The organism is Ulvibacter litoralis (assembly GCF_900102055.1).
Lineage (GTDB): Bacteria > Bacteroidota > Bacteroidia > Flavobacteriales > Flavobacteriaceae > Ulvibacter > Ulvibacter litoralis.
Genome location: NZ_FNBA01000001.1, coordinates 981,757 through 1,006,964 on the forward strand (window position 1 = coordinate 981,757; position 25,208 = coordinate 1,006,964).

Genomic DNA, 25,208 nt, shown 5'->3' on the forward strand with positions numbered 1-25,208 from the left:
TAATTTTTTTAAGTGTTAATTATGAGCAAAAGTAAGTTGTTAAAACTTATAAACAAAAGCAAATCTATTAAAATTTTTATAAATATCAAGCTATTTGCTTCCAAATAAATGTTCTTACGGTTTAATTATATCAAGTCGTTTACCAATTTTTATAAAAGCTTGAATGGCTTTGTCTAAATGTTCTTTTGTGTGAGCAGCAGAGAGTTGTACCCTAATTCGAGCTTTATCTTTTGGCACTACAGGGTAGAAAAAGCCAATTACGTAAATTCCTTCTTCCAATAATAAATCTGCCATCGTTTGCGAAAGCTTTGCATCATAGAGCATTACAGGTACAATCGCAGAGTCTCCATCTACAATGTCAAATCCAGCAGCTTTCATGCCTTGCTTGAAATAATTTGTGTTTTGCTCTAGCTTATCTCTCAAAGTAGTGTCGGTAGAGAGCATATCAAATACCTTAATAGATGCACCTACAATCGCTGGCGCTAATGAATTTGAAAATAAATAAGGTCTAGAACGTTGACGAAGAATTTCAATAATTTCTTTTTTTCCAGTGGTATAGCCACCCATGGCACCTCCTAAAGCTTTCCCTAACGTTCCAGTAATAATGTCAATTCTGCCCATTACTCCTTTTTCTTCTAAGGTTCCACGACCTGTTTCGCCTATAAAACCAGCAGCATGACATTCATCAATCATTACTAAGGCATCATATTTATCGGCCAAATCACAAATTTTATCTAATGGCGCTACAATACCGTCCATAGAGAAGACACCGTCGGTCACAATAATTTTAAAGCGTGCATTCTTTTCATTTGCAGCAATTAATTGTTGTTCCAAATCTGCCATGTCGCTATTTTGGTAGCGATAGCGAGCAGCTTTACACAGACGCACTCCATCAATTATAGATGCATGGTTTAATGAATCTGAAATAATCGCGTCTTCAGGACCTAGTAAAGGTTCAAAAACACCTCCGTTAGCATCAAAAGCGGCAGCGTACAAAATCGTATCTTCCGTTTGGTAGTAATCGGCAATTTTTTGTTCTAGTTCTTTATGAATATCTTGAGTTCCGCAGATAAAACGAACGGATGACATTCCGAAGCCATGTGTATCCATTGCATCTTTCGCTGCTTGAATAACTTCTTTATTTGAAGACAATCCTAAATAATTGTTTGCACAAAAATTAATTACCTCTTCTCCTGTTGAAATTTTAATCACAGCATCTTGTGGAGACGTAATAATGCGCTCTTTTTTATAGAGACCATTGTCTTTTATATCTTGAAGTTCTTGTTCTAAATGCTCTTTTATCTTTCCGTACATAATTTTTTATTCTAAGCGTTTTAAGGGACAAATTTATACTTTATTTATTACAATTTCTTGTTCGTGGGTGTAGACCACTATTTTTTCTGAAAGTTGCATGCCCATCTCCTCTAAAGCGTGTCCGTAACTATTTATTTGATCTTCGTGATGGTAATTGGGCGCCCCTGTTTTGTAATCGACGATGGTGACTAACGTATCAGAATGAAAATTTAATCGATCGGGACGAATTAGTTGCCCAGATTTTGTGATAATATCGCGTTCCATTTTTACATCATCCCCCTTCGAGAATAATTTTTTTAATTCTGGGTGCGAAGTAATGGCACGAACTCTTTTGTGAATTCGTTCAAGTTCTTCGGAAGTATAAATTGAGCGTTCTTTTAAGGCTTCAAAAACAGGGGTAATGTCTTCTTCTGAAGCGATTTCGGCCATTATATCATGAAGTAAGTTTCCTTCTGAAATGGCCAATTGCGTATCGGTATCCCACAACGCACTTTCTCTCGTTACTATTTTTAAATGATGGTCTGAAGGGGCAGTTGCTATAAATATGGGAACAGTTTGTGTTAACGTTTCTTCTTCAGAAGGACGGAGACTTCTTACTGCATTTCCAAATTCATAAAAAGGTTGTTCTGGATTCCAAGTTCCCGTTTGTTTCAGAAAAGCCGCAAAAAAATCATGGTAGGTAGACAGGCCTCCCGACTTCTTTTCCGAAGGGAATTCAGTAAAAACATACAATTGCTCCGCCGCACGCGTCAAACTAACATATAACAAATTGATATTATCGAGCGCCAACGTATTGTGGTGCTCATTATATAGGTGTTCGCCATTTTCTCCAAAATTGACTAACTCTTTGGAATAATTAATAGGTGTCTCTTTAAAATTTTTGCTCAATTCGTCCGGAACAGGAAACCAAACCGAGTCTCTTTTTCCATCGTACACATCAATGGTGGCAAAAGGAAAAATTACGACTGGAAATTCCAATCCTTTTGATTTGTGGATGGTCATAATTTGAACAGCTTCGGTCCCTTCATTTGCGGGAATCGATGCTTTGTCTTTCTGAACTTCCCACGTTTCTAAAAATGCTAATTTTGTCGCTTGCGGTTGTTGCTCAAACTCGAAAACAACATCCATAAAACTAAACAAATAAGCATCAGCTTTATCCTGAAGGTGAAGGCTTCGGACACAATACTCGCAGCTTTCATACAACGAAAGGGATTGCAGTGCTTGGAAACTAAAATCGACGTCAAAGTCTTTCAGCTTTGCTTCAAATTCTAATGTTGAAATTCCTAAAAACTGCGTAAAAAAGGTATGCTTCGCTTCCGTTACAGAAAGGTGTTTGTGTAGAAAGTCTAGTACATTAATTTTTGCTTCGTCGTTGTCTGGAAACAAACTCAATCTCAAAATAGCGACCAAGCATTGAACAAACGGCGACGATTGTAATAGTAACGTTTCCGAAGAAATTACACGGACTTCTTTTTCCATTAAATAACTCCCAATAAAAATACCGTCGTCTTTTTTCCGAGTTAGAATACAGATGTCTTTTTCCGAAAAACCACGCGTTTTTAGGTCGAGAATCGTTTCGTAAATACGTTGTGAATACACTTCGTTTTGATCTGCCTTCTTTTGCTTTTCAAGAAATTCTAATTTTACGTAACCTCCTTTTTTAGCATTGGTTTTTTGATGGTTTCCAGAAGTGTAAAGTGCTTTGTGAATAGGATCTTCAAAATGATCTGCCATAAAGGTGAAAAAGTCATTGTTAAAATTGATAACGGTTTCACAGCTTCTGTAATTTGTTTCGAGATTTAACACCTCTTTTTCGACACTTGGAAACGGATTTGTTGCGCCATACAACTCCATAAATTGCTCTGGCAACCCACCGCGCCACCTGTAAATAGATTGTTTGGCATCTCCCACAAGTAAAGCAGAACCTGTTTTTTGCTGCAAATCTTGTTGCGAAAGTGCATTTTCTACCAACGGAATAAGGTTTTCCCATTGCAGTTGTGAGGTATCTTGAAACTCGTCAATAAAAAAGTGCCTGTATTTTTCACCCAGACGTTCGTAAATAAAAGGTGCTGGCTGATCTTTAATTTCAGTATTTATCAAAGCGTTAAATTCTGAAATTGGAAGTGTGTTTTTTTCTTCGTTTATGTTTTTTATTTCTTGTGCCACCAAGTTGATCACAAATAAGGGTGTTAGGTTTTTAAGGATGGAAGAAATAAGTTTTAATTGAAAGATGATTTTTTTTGAAAGTTCAAAATTTTCAACAAAATATGGGGTGAGTCCGTCAATAGTTGCTGCAATTTCAGGACTTTTTTTAAGTGTGGTAGCCGTATAAAGGGGAGAAGTGCTAAAGTTGGTTTGCCAAGCAGTGTCAAATGATAGATTGGTTTCTCCTTGCTGAAGTTTTTGTAAATACTTCGGAAAAGAACTTCGGTTAAAATGATTGTCTTCGAGTCCAGCGTCTGCTATTTTTTGAATGGTTTCTGAAGCAATTTGAAGTAATTTTTCTGAAAGTGTTTTTTTCTTCTGAAGCAATTCAGACTTAAAAGTAGTAAAGTCGTCTAACGATTTTTCTTTCAATGCGGCCACGTGTGAAGCTTCATTTTCACGAAACAATAAGCTCGCAGCAGAAATAATGTCTTTGGAAATGTCCCACGATTTGTCGTCGTCGGTTTTTTCGAGTGCAAAATCTAAAAGCGTCCGTGTAATTTTTGGGTCTTCTCCCGCTTTGCTAATCAATTGATCTACTGCTTCGGCTAACATTTGAGAGGTGTCTAAAGTAACCTCAAAACTGGACGATAATTTTAAATCTCGTGCAAAAGTTCGAATCAGTCGATGGTTGAAGCGATCGATGGTTTCTACGCTAAAACTTGCATAATGGTGTAAAAGATGTTTTACAATTTTTTTGGATTGTTCATGAATATCCGAAACCGAGCGGTCTAGTTCTTTCGAAAGTTGCAAAAGCATTGCAGGCGGCTCGGTAAGCACTTTGGTTTCTGAAAAAGCAATTAAATTTTCCAAAATACGCTGCTTCATTTCGGCAACAGCTTTGTTGGTAAAGGTGATTGCTAATAAATGTTGGTAATAACTATCTGTTTTAGATTGAAGGATCTGACTAAGATATTCTTTTACTAAAGTGAATGTTTTTCCACTCCCAGCCGAAGCATTGTAAATTTTAAAAGGCACTGAATTTTCCAAAAAGACTTTTTTACTAAATTAATTAAAAGAAGCTTCTTATATCGCTATAATTAGAAATATCTATAGCATTATCAAAATCTTATAAATTTTATAACATATTAAAAGGGTGATATTGCGTAACTTTGGGCTAACAAAATACTAATTTTTAAAACACGTACTATGTCTTTTGAATTACCACAATTAAAATATGCGTTCGACGCATTAGAGCCAAATATAGATGCTAGAACCATGGAAATACACCACGGAAAGCATCATCAAGGATATACCAACAATTTAAATGCTGCAATTGAAGGAACCGATTTAGAAGGAAAATCAATTGAAAACATATTAATTAACCTTGATATGGACAACAAAGCTGTTCGTAACAATGGTGGTGGTTTTTACAACCACAGTTTGTTTTGGGAAGTAATGTCACCCAATGGTGGTGGAATGCCAACAGGACATTTAGCAGAAGCAATTAACGAGGCTTTTGGAAACTTTGATTCTTTTAAAGAAGCTTTTTCTACCGCGGCTAAAACTCAATTCGGTTCAGGTTGGGCTTGGTTGTGTGTTCATAAAGGTGGAAAAGTAGAAGTTTGTTCTACACCAAATCAAGACAATCCATTAATGCCAGGTGTAAACTGCGAAGGAACTCCAATTTTAGGATTGGATGTTTGGGAGCACGCTTACTACTTAAACTACCAAAACAGACGTCCAGATTACGTATCTTCATTCTTTAATGTAATTAACTGGGAAGAAGTTTCTGCTCGTTACGAGAAAAATAAATAGGACTTTATTCTAAGAATACGTCTTAACAAAAAAGCCTTTCACTGTTTTAGTGAAAGGCTTTTTTAATGGAATAAAACTAATGTGAGGTTAGTTTAAATAAAAAAAGGTAAACTGAAAGTCTACCTTTTTTTGCCCCAAATCTACCATGAACTTAACCTACTTATGCTATGGTATGATTCAAATATATGACATATTTAAGTTGCTATTTTCAACTTTTAGACAAAGCACCCGTTTTTTCGTTAAAAGGCGAATTTTCAGAATATTAACACTTTAGAAGGACCTTTTTTGGTCTAAAAAAGACCTTCAGAAAGGCATTTCAATGTTAACTTAATGTTACGTAAATGTAAAATTAAAGTATTTTTCATATCTTTGTACTTTAAAACGAATGAATTATGAAGAATGAAGAAAGTAAAGTATACTTATTAAAAGTAGAATATTCAGTCATTGATGTAAAGAAGAAAAAGAAAAAAGTGATCCAAAAAAATCAAAAGATGTTTATGGTTCGTGATCTAGAATCTTTAGACGATAAGTTTAAAGAGCTTCAAGGATCTTTGATTGAAGTAAATAAAGAAGGTAAGAGCACATTTATAGGACAGGTAGTGAATTCTCTTAAAAAATACGGAAGTAACTGTCATCAAACATATCTTTCAATTTTAAGAGCTTAATAGGTTAAGTTAGTTCTCTGACTTAAATTCTGCAATTTGATTTTCAAAAGTTCCACTATCCTTTAACGCACACAAATTTCCGTCTGGATCAAAAAATTTAGCGACGGTTCCCCAAGTGTGTTCTTGATAATCTACCTCAATTTTTTTTGAGATTAATTTTTCCGACATGAATTTTACATTCGGAACATTAAGTCGTAGGCACGTTTTTAAACGTTCAGACTCAACTTGTGTTCCACTGTATGAATCGTCTTTTTCGACCATTAGGTATGAAGCGCCAAAAGAAAAACAGGTTAACTGTTCATTTTCAAATAATTTGGTAAGTTCAAGTATGTTTTCATAAAAAGAAACACATTGCTCGTATTGGATTGTGTAGAGAATAATTCCTGTTCTGTCAAATTGCATCTTGAGTTTTTAGCGTCTTTACAAGTTCACACAAACTATTGTAAAATAAAAAAGGTAAACGTTAAGTTTACCTTTTTTGCCCCAAATCTACCATGAACTTAACCTACTTATGCTATGGTATGATTCAAATATAGTACTTAAGATACTATCTAAAGCGGATTTTTCCTACTTTTAGATAAAGTGATTGAATTCTCGATGAAAAGACCCTTTTTGTGCGTTTTATGTAAGATTAATACGCCCTTTCTGGATTTCCTTCAAAGAAATTAATGTATGCTCTATTCACCACACGATTTCCACCATTCGTAGGGTAGTTTCCTGTAAAATACCAATCTCCTAAATTGTCAGGACACGCTTTATGAAGATCATCTACCGATTGAAAAATTAATTTCACATCCGCTTTGATGCTTTCATCACTAATAATTAGTGCAATTTTATCTGAAAGCTCTTCATCTGTAAAAGGAGCGTATAATTCCTTAACGTGGTTTATTACTTCTGAATCTACCAATTCAATTTGCTTTTTACACTTATGATAGATTTCTTCTACAATAGCATAGGTGCCACGATCTTTATGAAGCTCAAGTGCTGCTTGGAAAGCAACAAGGTGCTCTAATCGTGCCATATCAATACCGTAACAATCTGGATAACGTATTTGTGGTGCCGATGAAACAACAACTATTTGTTTCGGATTTAACCTGTCAAGCATTTTTAAAATACTCTTTTTAAGCGTAGTTCCTCTTACAATACTGTCATCTATAATAACGAGGTTGTCTGTTGGTTTTACAACACCGTAAGTAACATCGTAAACGTGTGCAACAAGATCGTCTCTACTACTATCGTCAGAGATAAACGTACGTAGTTTTACATCTTTAATGGCGATTTTTTCCGTTCTAATCTTATGTGCCTGTATTTGCTGAAGACGTTCTACAGTTAACGAGTCTTTTTCTTTAAGAATGGCTTCGTTCTTTTGTTTGTTTAGCTCGTTTTGAGCCGCATCAAGCATTCCGTAGAAAGAAGTTTCCGCAGTATTAGGGATAAATGAAAACACTGCATTTTCAGTGTCATGATCGATCGCTTTTAAAACTTTCGGCATTACCAAACGCCCTAGCTCTTTACGTTCTTGATAGATTTCGGCATCACTTCCGCGAGAGAAATAAATACGTTCAAACGAACATGATTTGCGTTCTAGGGGTTCTAATATTTGCGAAACATTCATAGTTCCGTCTTTTTTCAGTAATAAGGCACTTCCCGGTTCTACTTCCTTCACTTTATCGAAAGGAACATTAAACACTGTTTGGATTACGGGTCTTTCCGAAGCAACAACAATAACCTCTTCATCTTGGTAATAATATGCAGGTCTAATTCCGGCAGGATCACGCATTACAAACGCGTCACCGTGTCCTAATAATCCAGCCATTGCATAGCCTCCATCCCAATCTTTAGCAGATCTTCGTAAGATTTTAGCAAGGTTTAGGTTTTTAGCAATATAAGGAGAAGCTTCTCTTTTGTTCATCCCTTCTGCTTTGGCTTTTTTGTATAATTTACGAACTGCATCGTCTAAGAAATGTCCAATTTTTTCCATTACGGTAATGGTGTCGGCTTTTTCTTTAGGATGCATTCCTAGCTTTACTAAGTTGTCGAAAAGCTGCGTAGTATTGGTCATATTGAAGTTTCCTGCAATAATTAAATTACGATGCATCCAATTATTTTGTCGAAGAAAAGGGTGGACTGTTTCGATGCTATTACCTCCAAAGGTTCCGTAACGTACGTGTCCTAAAAACAACTCTCCTAAATAAGGAATGTTTGTTTTTTGTGCCGCTACATCATTTTTAAGCTCTGGAAAAGCTTCAAATTCTTGATTGATTCGCTGATTGATTTGCGCAAAAATATCTTGTATGGGTTGCGCCGCATTGGATCGGACTCTACTAATGTAACGCTCACCTGGGTTTACGTCCAACTTTATACTTGCAAAACCAGCACCGTCTTGACCGCGATTGTGCTGTTTTTCCATCATTAAGTACATTTTATTTACACCGTAAAAGGCTGTACCGTATTTTTTTTTGTAGAATTCTAATGGTTTTAACAATCGTACCATTGCTATTCCGCACTCGTGTTTTAACGCGTCACTCATTGTGTTGCCATGTCGAAAAAATGTTCCCCGACCCAAGGGTTATTTTTTCTTTAATTTAATTATTATATCCTAATTTCTTTCCTCTTGGGTCAGGACTAAGAAATTAGCCAAACAAAAAGCGCCCATAAGGGCGCCTGTATTATTTTAATTCAATATCAAATTGAGTTAAACTCTTAAATTGCTGTAAACGTTGATGCACTTCTTTTTTGGAAAGTTGTGTCATTCGTTCCGTTCCAAATTTTTCTACACAAAATGAAGCCAGCGCCGATCCGTAGATAATCGCTGTTTTCATATTTTCAAAACTGAAATCTCCTGTTTTTGCTAAAAACCCAGAAAAACCTCCTGCAAATGTATCTCCAGCTCCCGTAGGATCAAACACTTCTGCTAATGGTAATGCGGGTGCATAAAACATATCATCTTTATGAAATAATAAAGCACCGTGCTCTCCTTTTTTAATAACAACAAACTTAGGTCCCATCTCCATAATCTTTTTAGAAGCATTTACCAAAGAGTATTCTCCCGATAATTGTCTTGCTTCTTCATCGTTAATGGTAATTACATCAACCTTAGCGATTACTTGCTTTAATTCGTCTAAAGCACAATCCATCCAAAAATTCATGGTGTCTAAAACAACCAGTTTTGGAGCTTTCATTTGATTAATCACACCTAGTTGGACGAGTGGATGTAAGTTTCCTAACATAACAACTTCGGCATCTTTATAGTCTTCTGGAACAACAGGGTTGAAATCTGCCAATACATTTAGCTCAGTTGCTAAGGTATCGCGCGTATTCATATCGTTGTGGTATTTTCCGCTCCAGAAAAAGGTTTTTCCGTCTTCCACAACTTCCAATCCTTCCACATTCATCCCTTTGTCTTCTAACATCGTGATGTATTCCTTTGGAAAATCGCCACCAACAACAGAAACAATGGCTCCGTCAACATTAAAGTTTGAAGCAGACAGTCCGATATAGGTTGCTGCGCCTCCTAAAATTTTATCAGTTTTTCCGAAGGGAGTTTCAATAGCATCAAATGCAACGGTTCCAACAATAACAAGCTTACTCATATTTTTTGCCCGCGTAGACGGGTATTTTTAAAAGTTAAATCTCAATTAATCGAATTCAATTTATTTTAAATTAGTTCAATTAATTGAGGGTGCAAAGATACTGTTTTGTAGAGATAAAAGCCAACTGTACGGAAGGGTTTATTTTCTTCCAAAATCGGCAGGAATTTCACCCCAGGCTTTGGTTTCCCATTTTACAATAGTAGTAGTGTAGGTGTTGGTTTTTAGCCAGGTTTCAGCACGTGCTAATAACTCGAAAACAGCTTTATTTTTCGCAGTCTGCTTCAGTTTGGTATTGCATTTTTTCTTTTTTATCCAACCCATGGCAATGCGAGAATCGGTATAAAGAATTCGGTCGCTTTGTTGTTTTTTCAGAAATGCGAGTCCGTGCACCAAGGCTAAAAATTCACCTATATTATTGGTTCCTTGTTGAAAAGGGCCTTGATGAAACAGTTGTTTATGCGTTTGAGTGTCTACGCCGCGATATTCCATAATCCCTGGATTCCCACTAGAAGCGGCATCTACCGCGATAGAATATAAGTTTGGTTCCCCAATTTTGGCTAAATCTACTGCTGAAAGTGTTTTTTTCTTCGGTCCTTTTCCTTTATAATCGGCATACTCTTTATTATATGCCGTTTTGGCTTGTGCAAATGTGGGAAACGACATGTATTGAGCACCTTTAACCCCTTTGATGGATTTTTGGCACTCTTTCCAGCTTTTAAAAATCCCGGGAGGATTTCCAAACCAAACCACATAAAATTTTCCGTTTTTTGCCATATCATGCCCGCGCAGGCGGGGAACTCATTAATTTATATCCGCGATGGCGGGTATTTTTTATTTCACCTATTAACTTGACCGTATTACTTCTTCTATCACCTTCGGAAAGTGTTCGTATTCTAACGCATGTATTTTTTTTGCGACTGTATCTGGCGTATCTTCTTCGGAAAGTGCCACGCTTTTCTGAAAAATGATCGCTCCTTCATCGTAATTTTCGTTTACATAATGAATGGTAATTCCAGTTTCAGCTTCTTTATTTGCGACAACAGCTTCGTGTACATGATGTCCATACATTCCTTTTCCGCCGTACTTCGGAAGCAGTGCTGGGTGTAAATTAATGACTTGGTTCGGAAACTCTTTCAGAATAAGTTCAGGAAATTTCAATAAAAAACCAGCGAGTACAATACAATCGACATGCGTATCTTTTAATACTTGTAGCACTCCTTCCGAAGAAAAAAGTGCTGTTTTGTCAAAATGTAATGATTTGATATTTAGGTTTTTAGCACGTTCTAAAACTTTGGCATCCTTCTTGTTTGAAAGCACAAGAACAACCTCAGCAAAATTACTTTGTTGAAAGTATTGAATTACGTTTTGAGTATTGGTACCGCTACCCGAAGCAAAAATAACTATACGCTTCTTCATTTTAGAGTTTCTTTGGAAGTTTACAGAAGTAATTAAAATAATAAATCACAAAAGTAAGGTAATAGAGTTTTACTTCGCTCAAAATTGTTTAAATTGAATAATCTTTAATAAAAAACTAAAATCTTCAAGAAAGATTGCGTGTATAAAGGAAACAAATCGTTTTGATTGTTATATTTATACCTCACAGTTCACATTTTGAATTTAAAGTAGTGTTTTCAATTAAAAAATTTTATTTTTGCCTCTTATAATTAAATTAAAAAACAAAATTATGTCAGACATTGCATCAAGAGTAAAAGCTATCATCGTTGATAAATTAGGTGTAGACGAAAACGAAGTTGTAAATGAAGCAAGCTTCACAAACGACCTAGGAGCAGACTCACTAGATACGGTAGAGCTTATTATGGAATTTGAAAAAGAATTTGATATTCAAATCCCAGACGATCAAGCTGAAAACATCGCTACAGTAGGTCAAGCAATCTCATATATCGAAGAAGCTAAAAAATAAACCATCTCTATGGAATTAAAGCGAGTTGTAGTTACAGGCCTTGGAGCCCTTACCCCTATTGGTAACAATATAAATGAATATTGGGACGGCTTAGTTAATGGGAAGAGTGGTTGCGCACCTATAACATATTTTGATGCTGAAAAGTTCAAAACAAAATTTGCTTGCGAAATTAAGAATTTCGATCCACTAGAGCATTTTGATAGGAAAGAAGCCCGAAAATTAGACCGATTTGCCCAATATGCACTTGTTTCTAGTGATGAAGCAATTATAGATGCAGGATTTGATCTTGATACGATAGACAAATTTCGCGTTGGTGTTATTTGGGGAGCAGGTATTGGAGGCTTAGAGACTTTTCAAGATGAAGTAATAAACTTTGCAGAAGGGGACGGAACACCGCGTTTCAACCCCTTCTTCATTCCTAAAATGATAGCCGATATTGCCCCTGGTAATATCTCTATCAAACATGGGTTTATGGGACCTAACTATACGACGGTTTCTGCCTGTGCTTCTTCTGCCAATGCAATGATCGATGCACTAAACTATATACGTTTAGGACATTGCGATATTATTGTAACAGGAGGAAGTGAAGCTGCTGTAACCAAAGCTGGTATGGGTGGTTTTAATGCCATGCACGCACTCTCAACACGAAACGATAGTCCAGAAACAGCGTCAAGACCTTTTGATGCGACTCGAGACGGTTTTGTATTAGGGGAAGGTGCTGGAGCGCTTATTTTAGAAGAATATGAGCACGCGAAAGCAAGAGGCGCAAAAATATACGCCGAAGTTGTAGGTGGCGGAATGTCAAGTGATGCCTACCATATGACCGCTCCACATCCTGACGGAATAGGAGTAGAACGCGTAATGATTAATTGTCTTGAAAACGCAGGATTAAAACCTGAAGATGTAGATACAATTAATACACACGGAACGTCTACACCTTTAGGAGATGTAGCCGAATTAAAGGCAATTACAAAAGTATTTGGCGATCATGCCAAAGACATTAATATCAACTCGACAAAATCGATGACGGGACACTTATTAGGAGCTGCAGGTGCTATTGAAGCCATTGCCTCTATCCTAGCCATGAAACATGGTATTGTGCCGCCAACAATTAACCATACCACAGTTGATGAAAATATTGACCCATCTTTAAACCTTACCTTAAATAAAGCTCAAAAGCGAGATATTAAAGTAGCGCTGAGTAATACCTTTGGGTTTGGAGGGCATAATGCTTGTGTTCTTTTTAAAAGACTGGACGAATAATTTAAATGGCATCCTTTAAAAACATATTTAATTCTCGTACTGAAAAGAACGGGGATTTTTTTTTCCATATAAAAAGAATTATAGGTTTTAAGCCAAAAGACATTACTTTTTATGAGGTTGCCTTTACACATCGCTCCACAAATGAAAAGAATAGTGCTGGAGAGCCTCAAAACTACGAACGTATGGAGTTTCTGGGCGATGCTATGTTGAGTAGTGTAATCGCAGCACACCTCTTTAAAAAAGTACCTGGCGGAAACGAAGGATACCTCACTAAAATGCGCTCTAAAGTAGTGAGTAGAGAACATTTAAATGAGTTAGGACGCGATCTTGAACTTATTAAATTGGTGAAAACAACCATTCCTATTGAACAATTTGGAGGAAACATTCACGGAAATGTGTTTGAATCACTCGTTGGGGCTATTTATTTAGACCGCGGCTATCCGTATTGTGAAAAGTTTATCAATAAACGGGTTATAAAACCCTATGTAGATATTGAAAAACTTGAAGGCAAAATTATTAGCTACAAGAGTCTTTTTATAGAATGGTGTCAAAAAAATAAAAAGAGCTTTAAGTTTTCTGTTTATGAAGACACTGGAAATGATGCATTAAAGCACTTTGCAGTTAAACTTATATTGGAAGATAAAACGGTAGGAAAAGCAAGAGCTACTTCAAAAAAGAAAGCAGAAGAAAGTGCAGCCAAACGTGCATATTATAAGCTTCAAACTGCTATAGACAAGGATTTTTAACGAAAACGTTTTCGTGAATATTCACATAGATTTTACATTCTGAACACTTAGAATACCAAAACAATCGCTATTTTTATTAATTCATTAAAAACCATGGCGACACACAAACTTTTGTTAGATTATGAAGAGAAAGAGAAGTACTCTTTACTTGCCATACATTGTAGCGAAGAAGCCTATAAAGTAGCCTATTTGCTAAATAAACACCTAGGGTTGCAATTAAAAAGAGAGGTTTTAGATCTGGACTATTCGAGAGAGAATATCGATATTTCTTATCCATTATTTAAGTTTGACGATAGTTTCGAATACACCACTTTTTATTTAGTAGCGAATAAATGTAAATCGATAGTTGCTGTTGAAGCGGTTACAACTAGCCTTTTTAGTGAAGATACTTCGGAAAAAACCGTCACTAATTACTTACTTCCGGAGTTTAAAAAAGTTGATTTCTTTCTGAAAATTCATTCTGAATATGACGTTTATCCACTGCAGGATATCATCGGAGAAATAAACAAAATAAAACAAATAATATCTGCTTATCACTTGGAAGCAGAATCAATAAAATCAAAAAATAATTTAATTTTCGACTAATGCCAAACCAGAAAAGAACAAAAATAGTAGCCACGTTAGGACCTGCAACAGCTGAGAGAGAAATCCTCAAAAAAATGATTCTGGAAGGAGTAGACGTCTTTAGAGTCAATTTTTCGCACGCCAATTACGATACGGTTATTAAAAACATAACAACCATTAGAGAGTTAGGAGTAGAACTAGATACCACTACAGCTATTTTAGGCGACTTACAAGGTCCTAAATTACGTGTAGGTGTGATGAAGGAAGAAGTGGTGGTAGAGCCTGGAGATTTAATTTCTTTTTGTACTGGAACCGAGTTTGAAGGAACTAGTAAGAAAGTGTATATGAATTACGATAACTTTCCGAAGGACGTAAAAAAAGGGGAACGCGTTTTATTAGACGACGGAAAACTGATGTTCGAAGTGGTTGAAACCAACGGAAAGGATGAAGTAAAAACAAAAGTGATTCAAGGTGGTCCGTTGCGCTCTAAAAAAGGAGTAAACTTACCTAATACCAATATATCACTACCTGCATTAACAACTAAAGATAAAGAAGATGCCATTTTTGCCATCTCACAAGATGTAGATTGGTTGGCTTTATCTTTTGTACGTCATGCTGAAGATTTAAAAGAACTTCGCGCTTTAATTGAAGCAAATTGTGACCATAAAATTCCAATTATCGCTAAAATTGAAAAGCCTGAAGCTGTCGCAAATATAGATTCTATTGTAGCACACTGTGACGGATTAATGGTCGCACGTGGTGATTTAGGAGTGGAAGTTCCGGCAGAAGAAGTTCCGTTAATTCAAAAAGAATTAGTGCGTACAGCAAAAAGAGCTCGAATCCCTGTAATTATTGCAACTCAAATGATGGAAACCATGATTTCATCACTTACGCCAACAAGGGCAGAGGTAAACGATGTTGCCAATTCGGTAATGGACGGAGCCGATGCTGTGATGCTATCTGGAGAAACTTCAGTAGGGAAATATCCTGTTGAGGTAATTCAAAAAATGGCTAATATTTTACGAAATGTTGAAAATTCACCATTAATACGAGTGCCACAACAACCGCCACACATCAAAACCAATCGATATATCACAAAATCTATTTGTTACCACGCTGCACATATGGCGAATGAAATTGAAGCAAAAGCAATTTGTACTCTTACCAATAGTGGATATACAGCTTTTCAAATTTCGGCTTGGCGTCCAGCAGCGCATATTTTAGTGTTTACATCGAATCGTAGAATACTATCTCGTTTAAACCTTTTATGGGGTGTACAAGCGTTTTATTACGATAAATATGTGAGTACAGACGAAACTGTAGAAGATGTAAATAAAATCGCTTGTGATCGTGGTTTTGTAGGTAAAGGAGAATATTTAATCAATCTTGCCGCAATGCCAATCGTTGATAAAGGGATGGTAAATACATTACGCGTTTCGCAGGTGTAATTTTTTAATTTCAATGTTGAAGATGATAGTATCTTCAAAATAAGATAAAGTAAAAAGGCTCGAACTACTTCGAGCCTTTTTTAATTGGTACCACCTCCATTTTGAACAGTAAGGAACATCCTCCAAAACCAAAAACTAATTTATAGTTTCAGACTGTATTGTTATCCATTAACAAAGGTTTGAAGAGGATGCCATTACTCATCAACTTGGTTAGTAGTTGTCGTTATCACGATCCTGTTTCCACTATAATGCGTTTGAAATCGTGTATAGTTTAAACGGAGTGGTATTGTTGTTATCACCATAGAGCACTTCTTTGGTATTCAAGTTTAATATAATTTTGACGCCTGCTCTGTTTAGGTCTGAAAGATATATTGCATTATTATCTCGTTTCATTTCTTGGTACATAAATCTTGAAGTACCATTATCATCATATTCTTCCCAAGTTCCGCTTTTGTTTGTGTAAAAACCGACTACAGTTCCGTTTTGGTCACAAAATTCTATTTCAGAGATGCTACCTAATCCAGAGTTAGGAGGAGAACTTTGTTGAGTCGTACTTGAGGTATCATCTCCAGGATTTGTGTTGCCTTGATTGCAATCGTTATTAAGAGAAATATTAGTAGTGGCACCTATACCCTTAGTCACTTTCAGTGTACCTGTAACAATTTTTGGTATTCCGCTAGGAACTGGATCACCTTTGCTATCCACTGGGATATAGTGTTTTTCTATTTTCCACACTTGTACTTCAGGAGTTGCTATTAGTGTAATTTTACCCTCACAGCCTTTAGGAACTGGTACTTCTCTTTTAATTTCCCAGCACTGTTGTTCTGTTACGGTCGTTGAATTCCCAGAGGTTAGGGTTGTTTCTAGTTTGGCTGCTAATTCGAATTCGATAGAAGCAGAGGCGACACCTTCCACCCCAACAGAAACGGATGATCTAACGGCTGTGCTTATTCCTATAGTAGTAGCCGCATCAAAACTTTGTGTTGCACTTGCTTCAAAACAACCACTAACGGTTCCTTCCATTTTTGGAGCTCCATTTACATTTGTATTGGTGCCAGTTGCAGCAACTGCGATTGTTTTTTCAACATCTTTACTTAATACTCTTGGGTTTTTTAAAACTGTTTTTGATAGCGCATATTTAAAATTTAAAATTTCTAACGAAGAAATATTATTATCTAAGCCCCAATCTACCAAATTGTAAGTGCCTTCTTTAAATGGATTATCTTCATTACTTCTACCTCCCCAATCTGCATGGTCATAAGCAATAACATTTAGAGAACCTATCACAATTAGTTTACTGAAACAATCATAACAAACCATACTATTGTTGTCAACTTTTTCAGCACCAAAACCCTGAAAAACTTGATTCGTGTATATATTCCCGGTATCGTTTAAAAAGTAAGCCACAGGTTCATCAAAAGGGATGGTTTCAATTTTTATGGCACTCGCTAAATCATTCCAACCATTTAGGTGAGAATAATTACCAGGATACAAGGTGATTTTTCTACCTTGGTACCCTTCAGTTTCATAAAGAATTACTTTCCTACCAAGGGGTACCGCAATTCCTGTAGTCCGATTATTCATGTTGCTTAAATTAGGCATGTTTTGGGTGATTACCTTTTTAGCACCATTAAAATATTCATTAAAATTGTCATGTTCAAAAAGCGTTACTTCTTTCAGGTTGTTATTGTGTGGATTACTGTTTAGAATAGGTCCGAAAATCGTTTTTTGAGCATTTACATTGCTAATTGATACTATGCAGAATAGAAATAACAAGAGCCCTTTTACGATTACATACGGAGGCGTTTCGGTTTTCTGATGTTTTTTTGCTAGAGTTTTCATAATTGAAAATTTAAGTTGTTAAATGGATATGTGTCTCTGTAAGACAGGGTCTAAATAACAACCAATCAAGCTTTTAAAAAACAGATATAGGACGAGTGGATGGGATTTCTGTCCGAAAGGGATAGAATTCTTTTCGAACGAAAAGACGTTAGATGGTTTGCAGTCTTTGCAATAATTTTTCTTTATAAGACTTACTTACAGGAATGACTTTTTTACCGATTACAATATGCGTAGTGCCTAATTCATCGATTTGAGATAGATTTATGATAAACGATCTATGAACCCGCATAAAATGTTTGTTTGGAAGTTTCAGTTCCATATCTTTTAATGTAATCACAAGGACATATTCTTTTTCTTCTGAAAAAATTCGGCAGTAATTACGCTCAGCTTCAATATAGCGTATGTCCTTGATTTCAACCTTTACCATGCTGTCATGATGCCGAACAAAAATAGAATCTGTTAAGACTTCTAAATCTTTTTCAATACGATCTGCCGCGACTTGTGTTGAAACATTCTTTTGACTTACCACCAAAGCAATGGTGCGTTGTAAATCTAATTTTCTAAAGGGTTTTGAAATAAAAGCAAAGGGATGTGTTTCTTTAGCCCTACTAAAATGAGCTTCGTCGCTATTGGCAGTTAAGTAAATAACGGGAATATTACAAAACGCTTGCATTCTCTTTACCGTTTCAATTCCATCAATCGAACCCTTAAGGTTGATATCCATTAACACAATATCGGGCGTGTTTTCTTTTATATGTATAAGAGCTTCCTCTCCTCTAGGAATAATGCCTGTAACCTCATATCCTAATTTGGTGAGTTCTAAAGAAATGTTCGCAGCGATAAGCATTTCATCTTCTACGATTAATAGTTTCGTTTTTTCTTGCATTAGGCAGCTTTGTTGCGTTTAAAATTAAAAACATACGATGTTCCGAGCGCTGAAGATTCTGTTAATTCTCCATTGAGTTGTTGTGTTAATAGGTGTATCAGCTGAGTGCCGAACCCAGAACCTTTTGGAGTATCGGTTTCTGTCTTCCCCACACCATTATCAGCAAATTTAAGTGTTAGTGAACCCGTTGTGGTTTTGAACAAGCTAATTACAATCTTCCCTTTTTTGTCCTTCGGAAAGGCATATTTTAACGAATTTGTCAATAATTCATTAACGATTAACCCAATGGGAACAGCAGTGTCAACATCAAGATCAATGCGTTCCATGTCACATTCAACTTGGATCTTATTTTCGGAGTCAAAACCATCTAAAACTTCTTCCACTAAACTAGTAAAATAATCTTTCATGTCAATACTGCCCAAATTCTTTCCTTGATATAGTTTTTGATGAATAATTCCCATGGATTGTACGCGATTTTGACTTGCGATCATAGCATCTTTTGAAGCAGAATCTTTCAGTTTTGACGATTGGAGCGCTAAAAGACTTTTTACCATTTCGAGGTTGTTCTTTACACGATGATGAATTTCTTTGAGAAGCAGTTCATTTTCGGCATTTTTTTGAGAAATTACTTCAGTGGCTTTTTTGTTCTTTCGATAAAAGAAAAAGAGGAGAAATAGGAGTATGGAAAGCAATGCTACAATCCCAATGATTAAGTTTTGAATATTGTTTTTTTGAACTAATAACAATTCTTGTGCAGCTATCGCTTCGTCTTTTTTCTCAGTTTCATATTTAATAATCATCTCAGACTTCAGAAGGTGAATTTTTTCTGAATCTTGTTTCGCTTTAATGTGCATAGCAGAGTCTCTCATGGCCAAAGAGAGATTGTATTCGCCTAGCATTTGGTAACATTTAGAAAGCGTTATATAGTATTCAGGTACTTTTTCTATTTCTGAATGCTCTTTCCCCTTTATTCCAGCAATGAGATGTGGCAAGGCTTCTTTGTACTTTTGTTGAAGAAACAACTCCCGACCAATATTATATCTAAAGTAATCGGTGTTTTCTTTTCCTCCTAATAAAATATTATCTTCCCAAGCTTTTTTGTAAAAATCCAGCGCTCGGTCGTGTAAATTTTGGTCCGAATAGATATCCCCTTTGGTCTCATACGCTGCTACCAATATGTCTTTGCTTTGACTAAAATCGTTGGTAGAGGCCATTTCGATAGATTGATCTATATACTGCATCGCCTTTTCATAATTTTCTAGCATGCGGTAGGCATCACTGGTATACCATAACACAGAACAAGCCACTAGATATTCACGATTTTTCAATAAAATAGGATAGCTTAATTCTGAATATTCAATTACTTTCTCTGGTTCTTTTGTGTATTTATACAATGCTGCAATTTGCGCGTACGACTCAGCCAACCAAGCGTCATTATTTGTTTCTTCAAAATATTTAATGGCTTTTAAAATAGCACGTTCCGCTTTATCGGGTTCCGCATTGTTAATATAATCCATAGAAATTCCGATATAGCCTTCATGAACGGACTGAAAATCTTTTGCATTTCTGAAGGCTTCAATCGCTCTCTCTTGATGAATTATAATAGAATCAGAATGATATAGGGTATTATTTAAATAGTGCCAATTTGAGATATAGGTGTGAATTTTCCCTAGTTTGTTGTAGTCTTTTTTTCTTTTAGCACGTCGTACTATTTTTTCTGAAATAGACACATAGCTCGTGTCACTTTCAAATCGATTTTGGTCAAGCCAGCTAATAGCCGAGTCGAGCGACACATTAGATAAATCATTTTCTTTTTCTTGTGCGAGGGTAGTGTATGTTTGAAAGAAAAGGAATAAAAAGAAACCAAGAACCGTTTTCATGCTCTGTTTTTTAGTCTACAAACACGTAGCGTTCAATTTTTAGTTTTTCTGAATCTGGTTTGGTAATTATAAAACCATGGCCAGAACCTTCCCCGCGAAAACGATAGGTAATCGTATCTAATTTATTGTTTGTTCGTTTAACAAGTAAGTCGCTAGTCCAAACCTCTTTTGGTTTTGTGGGCGCTTCTATTGTTTCTGAAGGAATGCCTTTCGGATTAGGAAAGGCTAAGCTTTTTGGAGTATCGAATAGGTTTTGAGCAATATAATATCCTTCGTGCCATTTTGCTGTGGGTAAAGTGATGGTTTCGCTATACCCTTCATGAAAATCAGGTCCATTTTCTTTTTGCTCGTAGTGTACCACATTGTTTTTCGCTTTTAATTGCGCCACATAATCGGCCACCGAAACTCCTTTTACAGGCATGGGATACCGAGATAAATAACCACTAAAACAATAGCCTTCGAGTCCGTTGAAGGTCACAGGTTGCATGGTTCCTTCAATATGTTCAACCGAAATAGTCGCTTGTGTGGTTTGAGGATGTACAGTAACCATACTTCCGTAAGGCATTACCGCCAATTTATCGCTAGTGGTGGTGTTTGCTTTCCGAAGTGATAATCCGCTGGCTGCCATGACGTAGAATTCGGTTTGGTTTTGTGAAGTTGCTTCGGAAACTGAAACTGTTTCAGATAGCTCGTTTGTTGCCTCTTTCGTAGGATTTTTACAGGCTCCAAGTATCATAAAAAAACTGGCTGCTACTCGTAAAAGAACTCTTTTTTTCATAACCTTTCATTTTATACCTAAGATACGGATCTTTCCGAAGAAAACATAAAACGACAAGATATCAATACTATAGAAATAAAAAAACCCGCAACATAACGTTACGGGTTTTCAATTAAGCGATAAAAGGACTATTCAATCGCTTCTGTTTTTTCAATTTTCATGCGATCCCCCTCTTGTGTAATGTGAACGGTTGTTGTGAAACCTTTTGTTTTATATACGTAGGCTATTTTTTGTAGCGTATTGTCTTTTCTAGACACTTGAAGCTCGCTGGTCCAAACGTCTTTTTCAGGTTTGCTATCTTTAATTACTTGCTCATCTTTCCCTTTTGGGTTTGGAAAGTCAAATTCTTTTGGGAAATCGAACAGGCGTTGCGCTACAAAGAAAGCTTCGTGCCATTGCTTCGTTGGAAGTACTAAGGTTTCTGTGTTGGAAGGTTTACTGGCGGTACCACCTACACTTTCAGTATAGGTCACCTCTGGGAATACAATCTGTAATTCTTCAGCATATCCTTTGGCTTTGCTATTTAATTCTGGAGGGAAAAACTTCGATAAGTACCCGTTAAATGCGAATCCTTTTTTGTGATTGAATTCGACCTCGTCCATACCGCCTTTAATTCCGGCAACATCCATGGTGGTGTTTTTTTCGGGAGTAACAATCTTGACTTTGGTTCCGTAGGGCATTTTAGCCAAACGTTCACTGTTTAGGTTGTTAAAGGCTCGTAAGCTTAGGCCACTAAAGGCAGTGACATATAAATACTCGGGGGTTTCAACGGTTTTAGAAGTGTCTGCTAATGCAAGATCATTCGTTGATTCAAGAGGTTTGGTTTCTGAAGTCTCATTTTTGCAAGAAGCAAATACAAAGGCAACGGCTAAGGCAATAAAAACTACTTTTTTCATAACGTAAAGGGTTTAGTTAATAATTAATACAAGTAGTTTTTTTACATATTTTTAAAAGTCAAATTTAAGTTGAACGTCAATAGTCTCTTTTGTAACAACGCTTTTTTTCTTCTTTTCGTTGTTGAGGTTCGATATAGAGATTCCCAATAAACGTACCGAATCTTTCATCTTTTCTTGAAATAACAATTCTTTAACAGTTTCAAGGATAAGCTCCTTGGACGATACATACAACGATAAGGTTTTGCTTCTAGTTTGTAACGTAAAATCACTATACTTAATTTTAAGGGTGATTGTTTTCCCTGCGATTTTACTTCGAAGCAGTCGTTTTTCTACTTCGGTGGCGATATCGTCAAGCCGTTCTAACATGTAAATTTCACTGGCGATATTCTCGTTAAATGTGCGCTCGGCAGCCAACGATTTTTGGGTTCTGCTAGGTTTCACAGCACTGTTATGAATCCCACGAACGATGTAATAATAGTAAGCACCACTTTTTCCGAAGTGCTCATTTAAATAGGCTTCAGTTTTGGTTTTTAAATCCTTTCCAGTAAAGATTCCCAAACGATACATTTTCTCTTTGGTGACTTTTCCAACGCCGTAAAACTTTTTGACATCTAAGCCTTCTAAAAAATCAATGACCTCTTCAGGATTAACGGTTTTTTGTCCGTTAGGCTTGTTAATATCGCTTGCGACTTTGGCAATGAATTTATTGATTGATATTCCTGCGGAAGCATTTAAGCCCGTCTTTTCTTTTATTTTCTGCCGAATTTCCTGCGCAATCATGGTGGCACTAGGATTCCCTTTTTTGTTTTGAGTTACATCCAAATAGGCTTCGTCTAACGAAAGGGGTTCGACCAGGTCTGTATATTCTAAAAAGATATTCCGAATTTTGGTAGAAACCTCTTTGTAGCGTTTAAAATCGGATTTCACAAAAATTAAGTGCGGACACAGCCGCTTGGCCATTGCACCACTCATGGCGCTTCTCACCCCAAATTTTCGAGCTTCATAACTAGCAGCACTTACCACGCCACGAATTTCACTGCCACCCACCGCAATTGCTTTATCGCGCAATTCGGGATTATCCAACTGCGCGACAGACGCGTAAAACGCATCCATATCGACATGAATAATTTTTCGAATGGGCAAATCGGTTTCCATCTTGTAAATTTAATACCTTTATGCTAAGATTTACTAGTTCGAGCACATTCAAATACTAGTTTCTGAAATCTATTTTAAAACGCATTTATGCCAAAAACAGCCATACTTTTAGGATCTACAGGGTTAACAGGAGGAATACTTCTAGAAAAACTACTTGCAGACAATCTATTTGAAAAGGTGATTCTCTTTTCTCGAAGCTCGGTAGGAGTTACACATCCTAAACTAGAAGAACACCTCATTGATTTGTTTCAGTTAGAAAAACACAGTTTCGACTTTAAAGCCGATGTTGTTTTTTGTTGCATCGGGACTACAAAATCTAAAACGCCGAACAAGGAAACCTATCGGAAGATAGATTACGGAATTCCTGTAACGGCTGCAACGCTTTGCAAACAGAACGGCATTGACCGATTTATTGTTATTTCTGCTATGGGTGCAGATGCCAATAGTTCGGTGTTTTATAATAAAGTAAAAGGTGAAATGCAACGCGATGTGCTTCAGCAAAACATACAACATACCTATATTTTGCAACCATCATTGCTTGGTGGAAAACGCTCTGAAAAACGTTTGGGGGAACGTATCGGACAACTATTTATGGGTGTTTTCGGATTTTTACTTCCGAAGAATTATAGCCTCATTGAACCAGAAACCATTGCTACAGCTATGCGTATTCTCGTTGAAAAAGAACATTCAGAAGCAATTATTACTTCCGCAAAAATCAAAGAAATAGCGAATGGTTGAAATAGAACGTAAATTTTTAGTGGCTTCGGAAGATTTTAAAGACCAAGCGTCAACGCAAACACGAATTGTACAAGGATTTTTAAACACAGATCCCGAGCGTACGGTACGCATTCGCATTAAAGGCGACAACGGGTTTATAACGGTAAAAGGAAAATCGAATGAAGCGGGAACCACACGTGTTGAATGGGAAAAGGAAATTCCTGTACACGAAGCGGAACAGCTCTTATTGTTATGTGAAGAGGGAATTATTGAAAAAATCCGCTATGAAATAAAAGCTGGAAATCATATTTTTGAGGTGGATGAATTCTTCGGAAACAATGCAGGATTAATTGTTGCTGAAGTGGAATTAACTACAGAAAACGAAGCATTTAATAAACCTAGTTGGTTGGCTGAAGAAGTAACGGGTGCGATACAGTATTACAACTCCCAATTGAGTAAACACCCCTATAAAAGCTGGTAATTTTAAATTTTAGAACGTATGAAATCAATTGTTTTTCTTCTTTTTGCACTAATTATAAGCAGTTGTGGAACAAAAGTACAGCGAGAATATATGATGGAACCCTGTCCTGAAAACGTAAAACCTTCCGCAGCAAAACTTAAAAAAGAACTCAACACCAAAGGCTTTCAAATTTTTGATTATGTAGATCAAAAAACGGGAGATACGGTACTGATGCAACAATATTTCATTGCTTTTCTGAAAAAAGGTCCGAATCGGTCACAAACAAAAACGGAAGCAGACAGTTTACAGGCTTTGCATTTAGCGCATTTAGGAAACATGTATGAAAAAGGATTTGCCGATATTTCTGGTCCTTTTGGAGACGATGGTGACATTCGAGGAATTACCATTTACAATGTTCCTACGCTACAAATGGCCGATAGCTTGGCACACCTCGATCCGATGGTGCAATCGGGACGTCTAGAGATAGAACTTCATCCTTGGTGGGCAGGAAAAGGATTTCCATTGCGGTAACGGTTATTTTAAAAGCGTTGGGTCTGTTAAGATGCCACGAAGATTGTTAATTACTAAATGACTTAATAGCTCTTGGGGAGCGTATTTGCTTTTAAAATCGTTGTCTTTAAGAAAGGAGTCTAATTTTAGAAGGTGCAGTTCACAAAACAAATTAAGGTTGACGTCTTTCCGTATTTCTCCTGCTTTTTGTGCTTCTTCTAAAAGGCCTAAAATTCGATTAAATACAATTTCTCGTCTTTTTTGTTCGTATTGTTTGTGCGATTGTACATGGTACTTTTTCAATTCGAAGAAAAACGCAGAATCATACGCAATAACTTGATTGATAGCGTATCTGTAAATTAAAATAACCTTTTCAATAGGTGTTTTCTCTTTAGCGATGATACGGTCAATTGTTTTAAAATGACCGTCAAAAATACTGTCAATAGTTTCTTTTACTAAACAGTTTTTGCTTTTAAAAAAGGTGTAGAGAGTTTTTTTAGAGATGTTTAAATCGGATGAAATATCATCCATTGAAACACTTTTTACACCAAAGTTTTTAAACAACTTTAGAACTCTAGTTAAGATGTAATTTTTATCGTTCGACATT

General features: G+C 36.3%; 24 protein-coding genes. 10 read left to right on the plus strand and 14 right to left on the minus strand.

Annotation, left to right across the window (positions count from 1 at the left end):
* Positions 1–114: 114 nt before the first annotated feature.
* Together kbl and BLQ00_RS04560 are read right to left on the minus strand one after the other, a co-directional pair.
* On the minus strand, positions 115–1,314 hold the full coding sequence (kbl, locus tag BLQ00_RS04555; RefSeq protein WP_093141084.1) for a glycine C-acetyltransferase: 1,200 nt from the start codon (positions 1,312–1,314) through the stop codon (positions 115–117).
* Between the two features lie 33 nt (positions 1,315–1,347).
* Complete coding sequence (locus BLQ00_RS04560) at positions 1,348–4,509, minus strand: UvrD-helicase domain-containing protein (RefSeq protein ID WP_093141087.1); 3,162 nt, start codon at positions 4,507–4,509, stop codon at positions 1,348–1,350.
* Between the two features lie 159 nt (positions 4,510–4,668).
* On the opposite strand from BLQ00_RS04560, the gene BLQ00_RS04565 reads away from it, so the two are divergent.
* Both BLQ00_RS04565 and BLQ00_RS04570 read left to right on the plus strand, forming a co-directional pair.
* Entirely contained in the window at positions 4,669–5,277 is a 609-nt protein-coding gene (locus BLQ00_RS04565) for a superoxide dismutase (protein WP_093141089.1), read from the plus strand.
* Between the two features lie 392 nt (positions 5,278–5,669).
* A complete protein-coding gene (locus BLQ00_RS04570) occupies positions 5,670–5,942 on the plus strand; it encodes a hypothetical protein (RefSeq protein WP_093141091.1) in 273 nt (90 codons plus the stop codon).
* Between the two features lie 9 nt (positions 5,943–5,951).
* Here the strand turns inward: BLQ00_RS04570 and BLQ00_RS04575 are convergent, their stop codons facing one another.
* The 5 genes from BLQ00_RS04575 to purN form a co-directional block, all read right to left on the minus strand.
* Positions 5,952–6,344 carry a VOC family protein gene (locus tag BLQ00_RS04575; protein WP_093141093.1) on the minus strand — a complete coding sequence of 131 codons (393 nt, stop codon included), beginning with the start codon at positions 6,342–6,344 and terminating at the stop codon, positions 5,952–5,954.
* A gap of 229 nt (positions 6,345–6,573) precedes the next feature.
* Entirely contained in the window at positions 6,574–8,472 is a 1,899-nt protein-coding gene (locus tag BLQ00_RS04580; protein ID WP_093141096.1) for an amidophosphoribosyltransferase, read from the minus strand.
* A 139-nt stretch (positions 8,473–8,611) separates the two neighbouring features.
* On the minus strand, positions 8,612–9,535 hold the full coding sequence (locus BLQ00_RS04585; protein ID WP_093141098.1) for a PfkB family carbohydrate kinase: 924 nt from the start codon (positions 9,533–9,535) through the stop codon (positions 8,612–8,614).
* A 138-nt stretch (positions 9,536–9,673) separates the two neighbouring features.
* The gene (locus BLQ00_RS04590) at positions 9,674–10,309 is read right to left on the minus strand and encodes a ribonuclease H1 domain-containing protein (RefSeq protein WP_093141101.1); all 636 of its coding nucleotides are present in this window, start codon (positions 10,307–10,309) and stop codon (positions 9,674–9,676) included.
* A gap of 69 nt (positions 10,310–10,378) precedes the next feature.
* Positions 10,379–10,951 (minus strand): phosphoribosylglycinamide formyltransferase, encoded by a 573-nt coding sequence (gene purN, locus BLQ00_RS04595; protein WP_093141103.1) that lies wholly within the window; start codon positions 10,949–10,951, stop codon positions 10,379–10,381.
* A 268-nt stretch (positions 10,952–11,219) separates the two neighbouring features.
* Here purN and BLQ00_RS04600 point away from each other — a divergent pair, with 268 nt between their 5' ends.
* The 5 genes from BLQ00_RS04600 to pyk all read left to right on the plus strand — a co-directional run bounded on the left by BLQ00_RS04600 (position 11,220) and on the right by pyk (position 15,477).
* Positions 11,220–11,456 (plus strand): acyl carrier protein, encoded by a 237-nt coding sequence (locus tag BLQ00_RS04600; protein WP_093141106.1) that lies wholly within the window; start codon positions 11,220–11,222, stop codon positions 11,454–11,456.
* A gap of 9 nt (positions 11,457–11,465) precedes the next feature.
* Entirely contained in the window at positions 11,466–12,719 is a 1,254-nt protein-coding gene (gene fabF, locus BLQ00_RS04605) for a beta-ketoacyl-ACP synthase II (RefSeq protein WP_093141108.1), read from the plus strand.
* Between the two features lie 5 nt (positions 12,720–12,724).
* On the plus strand, positions 12,725–13,465 hold the full coding sequence (rnc, locus tag BLQ00_RS04610; RefSeq protein ID WP_093141111.1) for a ribonuclease III: 741 nt from the start codon (positions 12,725–12,727) through the stop codon (positions 13,463–13,465).
* Positions 13,466–13,558: 93 nt separating this feature from the next.
* Complete coding sequence (locus BLQ00_RS04615; protein WP_093141113.1) at positions 13,559–14,050, plus strand: IPExxxVDY family protein; 492 nt, start codon at positions 13,559–13,561, stop codon at positions 14,048–14,050.
* A complete protein-coding gene (pyk, locus tag BLQ00_RS04620) occupies positions 14,050–15,477 on the plus strand; it encodes a pyruvate kinase (RefSeq protein ID WP_093141116.1) in 1,428 nt (475 codons plus the stop codon). The genes BLQ00_RS04615 and pyk overlap by 1 nt, the downstream gene beginning before the upstream one ends.
* A 243-nt stretch (positions 15,478–15,720) precedes the next feature.
* Here the strand turns inward: pyk and BLQ00_RS04625 are convergent, their stop codons facing one another.
* The 6 genes from BLQ00_RS04625 to dinB form a co-directional block, all read right to left on the minus strand.
* Positions 15,721–17,319 carry a beta/gamma crystallin-related protein gene (locus tag BLQ00_RS04625; RefSeq protein ID WP_093141119.1) on the minus strand — a complete coding sequence of 533 codons (1,599 nt, stop codon included), beginning with the start codon at positions 17,317–17,319 and terminating at the stop codon, positions 15,721–15,723.
* A 148-nt stretch (positions 17,320–17,467) separates the two neighbouring features.
* Entirely contained in the window at positions 17,468–18,205 is a 738-nt protein-coding gene (locus tag BLQ00_RS04630; RefSeq protein ID WP_093141121.1) for a LytR/AlgR family response regulator transcription factor, read from the minus strand.
* A complete protein-coding gene (locus BLQ00_RS04635) occupies positions 18,205–20,085 on the minus strand; it encodes a tetratricopeptide repeat-containing sensor histidine kinase (RefSeq protein ID WP_093141124.1) in 1,881 nt (626 codons plus the stop codon). Before BLQ00_RS04635 ends, BLQ00_RS04630 begins: the two co-directional genes overlap by 1 nt.
* A gap of 10 nt (positions 20,086–20,095) precedes the next feature.
* Positions 20,096–20,863 (minus strand): SH3 domain-containing protein, encoded by a 768-nt coding sequence (locus BLQ00_RS04640; protein WP_093141126.1) that lies wholly within the window; start codon positions 20,861–20,863, stop codon positions 20,096–20,098.
* 128 nt (positions 20,864–20,991) lie between these two features.
* Entirely contained in the window at positions 20,992–21,759 is a 768-nt protein-coding gene (locus tag BLQ00_RS04645) for an SH3 domain-containing protein (protein ID WP_093141129.1), read from the minus strand.
* 51 nt (positions 21,760–21,810) lie between these two features.
* Positions 21,811–22,914, minus strand: coding sequence for a DNA polymerase IV (gene dinB, locus BLQ00_RS04650; RefSeq protein ID WP_093141131.1), 1,104 nt, complete (start codon positions 22,912–22,914; stop codon positions 21,811–21,813).
* 87 nt (positions 22,915–23,001) lie between these two features.
* Here dinB and BLQ00_RS04655 point away from each other — a divergent pair, with 87 nt between their 5' ends.
* From BLQ00_RS04655 to BLQ00_RS04665, 3 genes are read left to right on the plus strand one after another with little or no spacing between them, the layout of a single operon-like run.
* Positions 23,002–23,652: an NAD(P)H-binding protein gene (locus BLQ00_RS04655; protein WP_093141134.1), complete on the plus strand. Its 651-nt coding sequence runs from the start codon at positions 23,002–23,004 to the stop codon at positions 23,650–23,652.
* The gene (locus tag BLQ00_RS04660) at positions 23,645–24,112 is read left to right on the plus strand and encodes a CYTH domain-containing protein (RefSeq protein ID WP_093141136.1); all 468 of its coding nucleotides are present in this window, start codon (positions 23,645–23,647) and stop codon (positions 24,110–24,112) included. The genes BLQ00_RS04655 and BLQ00_RS04660 overlap by 8 nt, the downstream gene beginning before the upstream one ends.
* Before the next feature lie 18 nt (positions 24,113–24,130).
* Positions 24,131–24,622 (plus strand): YciI family protein, encoded by a 492-nt coding sequence (locus BLQ00_RS04665; protein ID WP_093141139.1) that lies wholly within the window; start codon positions 24,131–24,133, stop codon positions 24,620–24,622.
* Positions 24,623–24,625: 3 nt separating this feature from the next.
* On the opposite strand, the gene BLQ00_RS04670 is transcribed toward BLQ00_RS04665, so the two are convergent.
* Positions 24,626–25,207: a TetR/AcrR family transcriptional regulator gene (locus tag BLQ00_RS04670; protein WP_093141141.1), complete on the minus strand. Its 582-nt coding sequence runs from the start codon at positions 25,205–25,207 to the stop codon at positions 24,626–24,628.
* Position 25,208 lies beyond the last annotated feature (1 nt).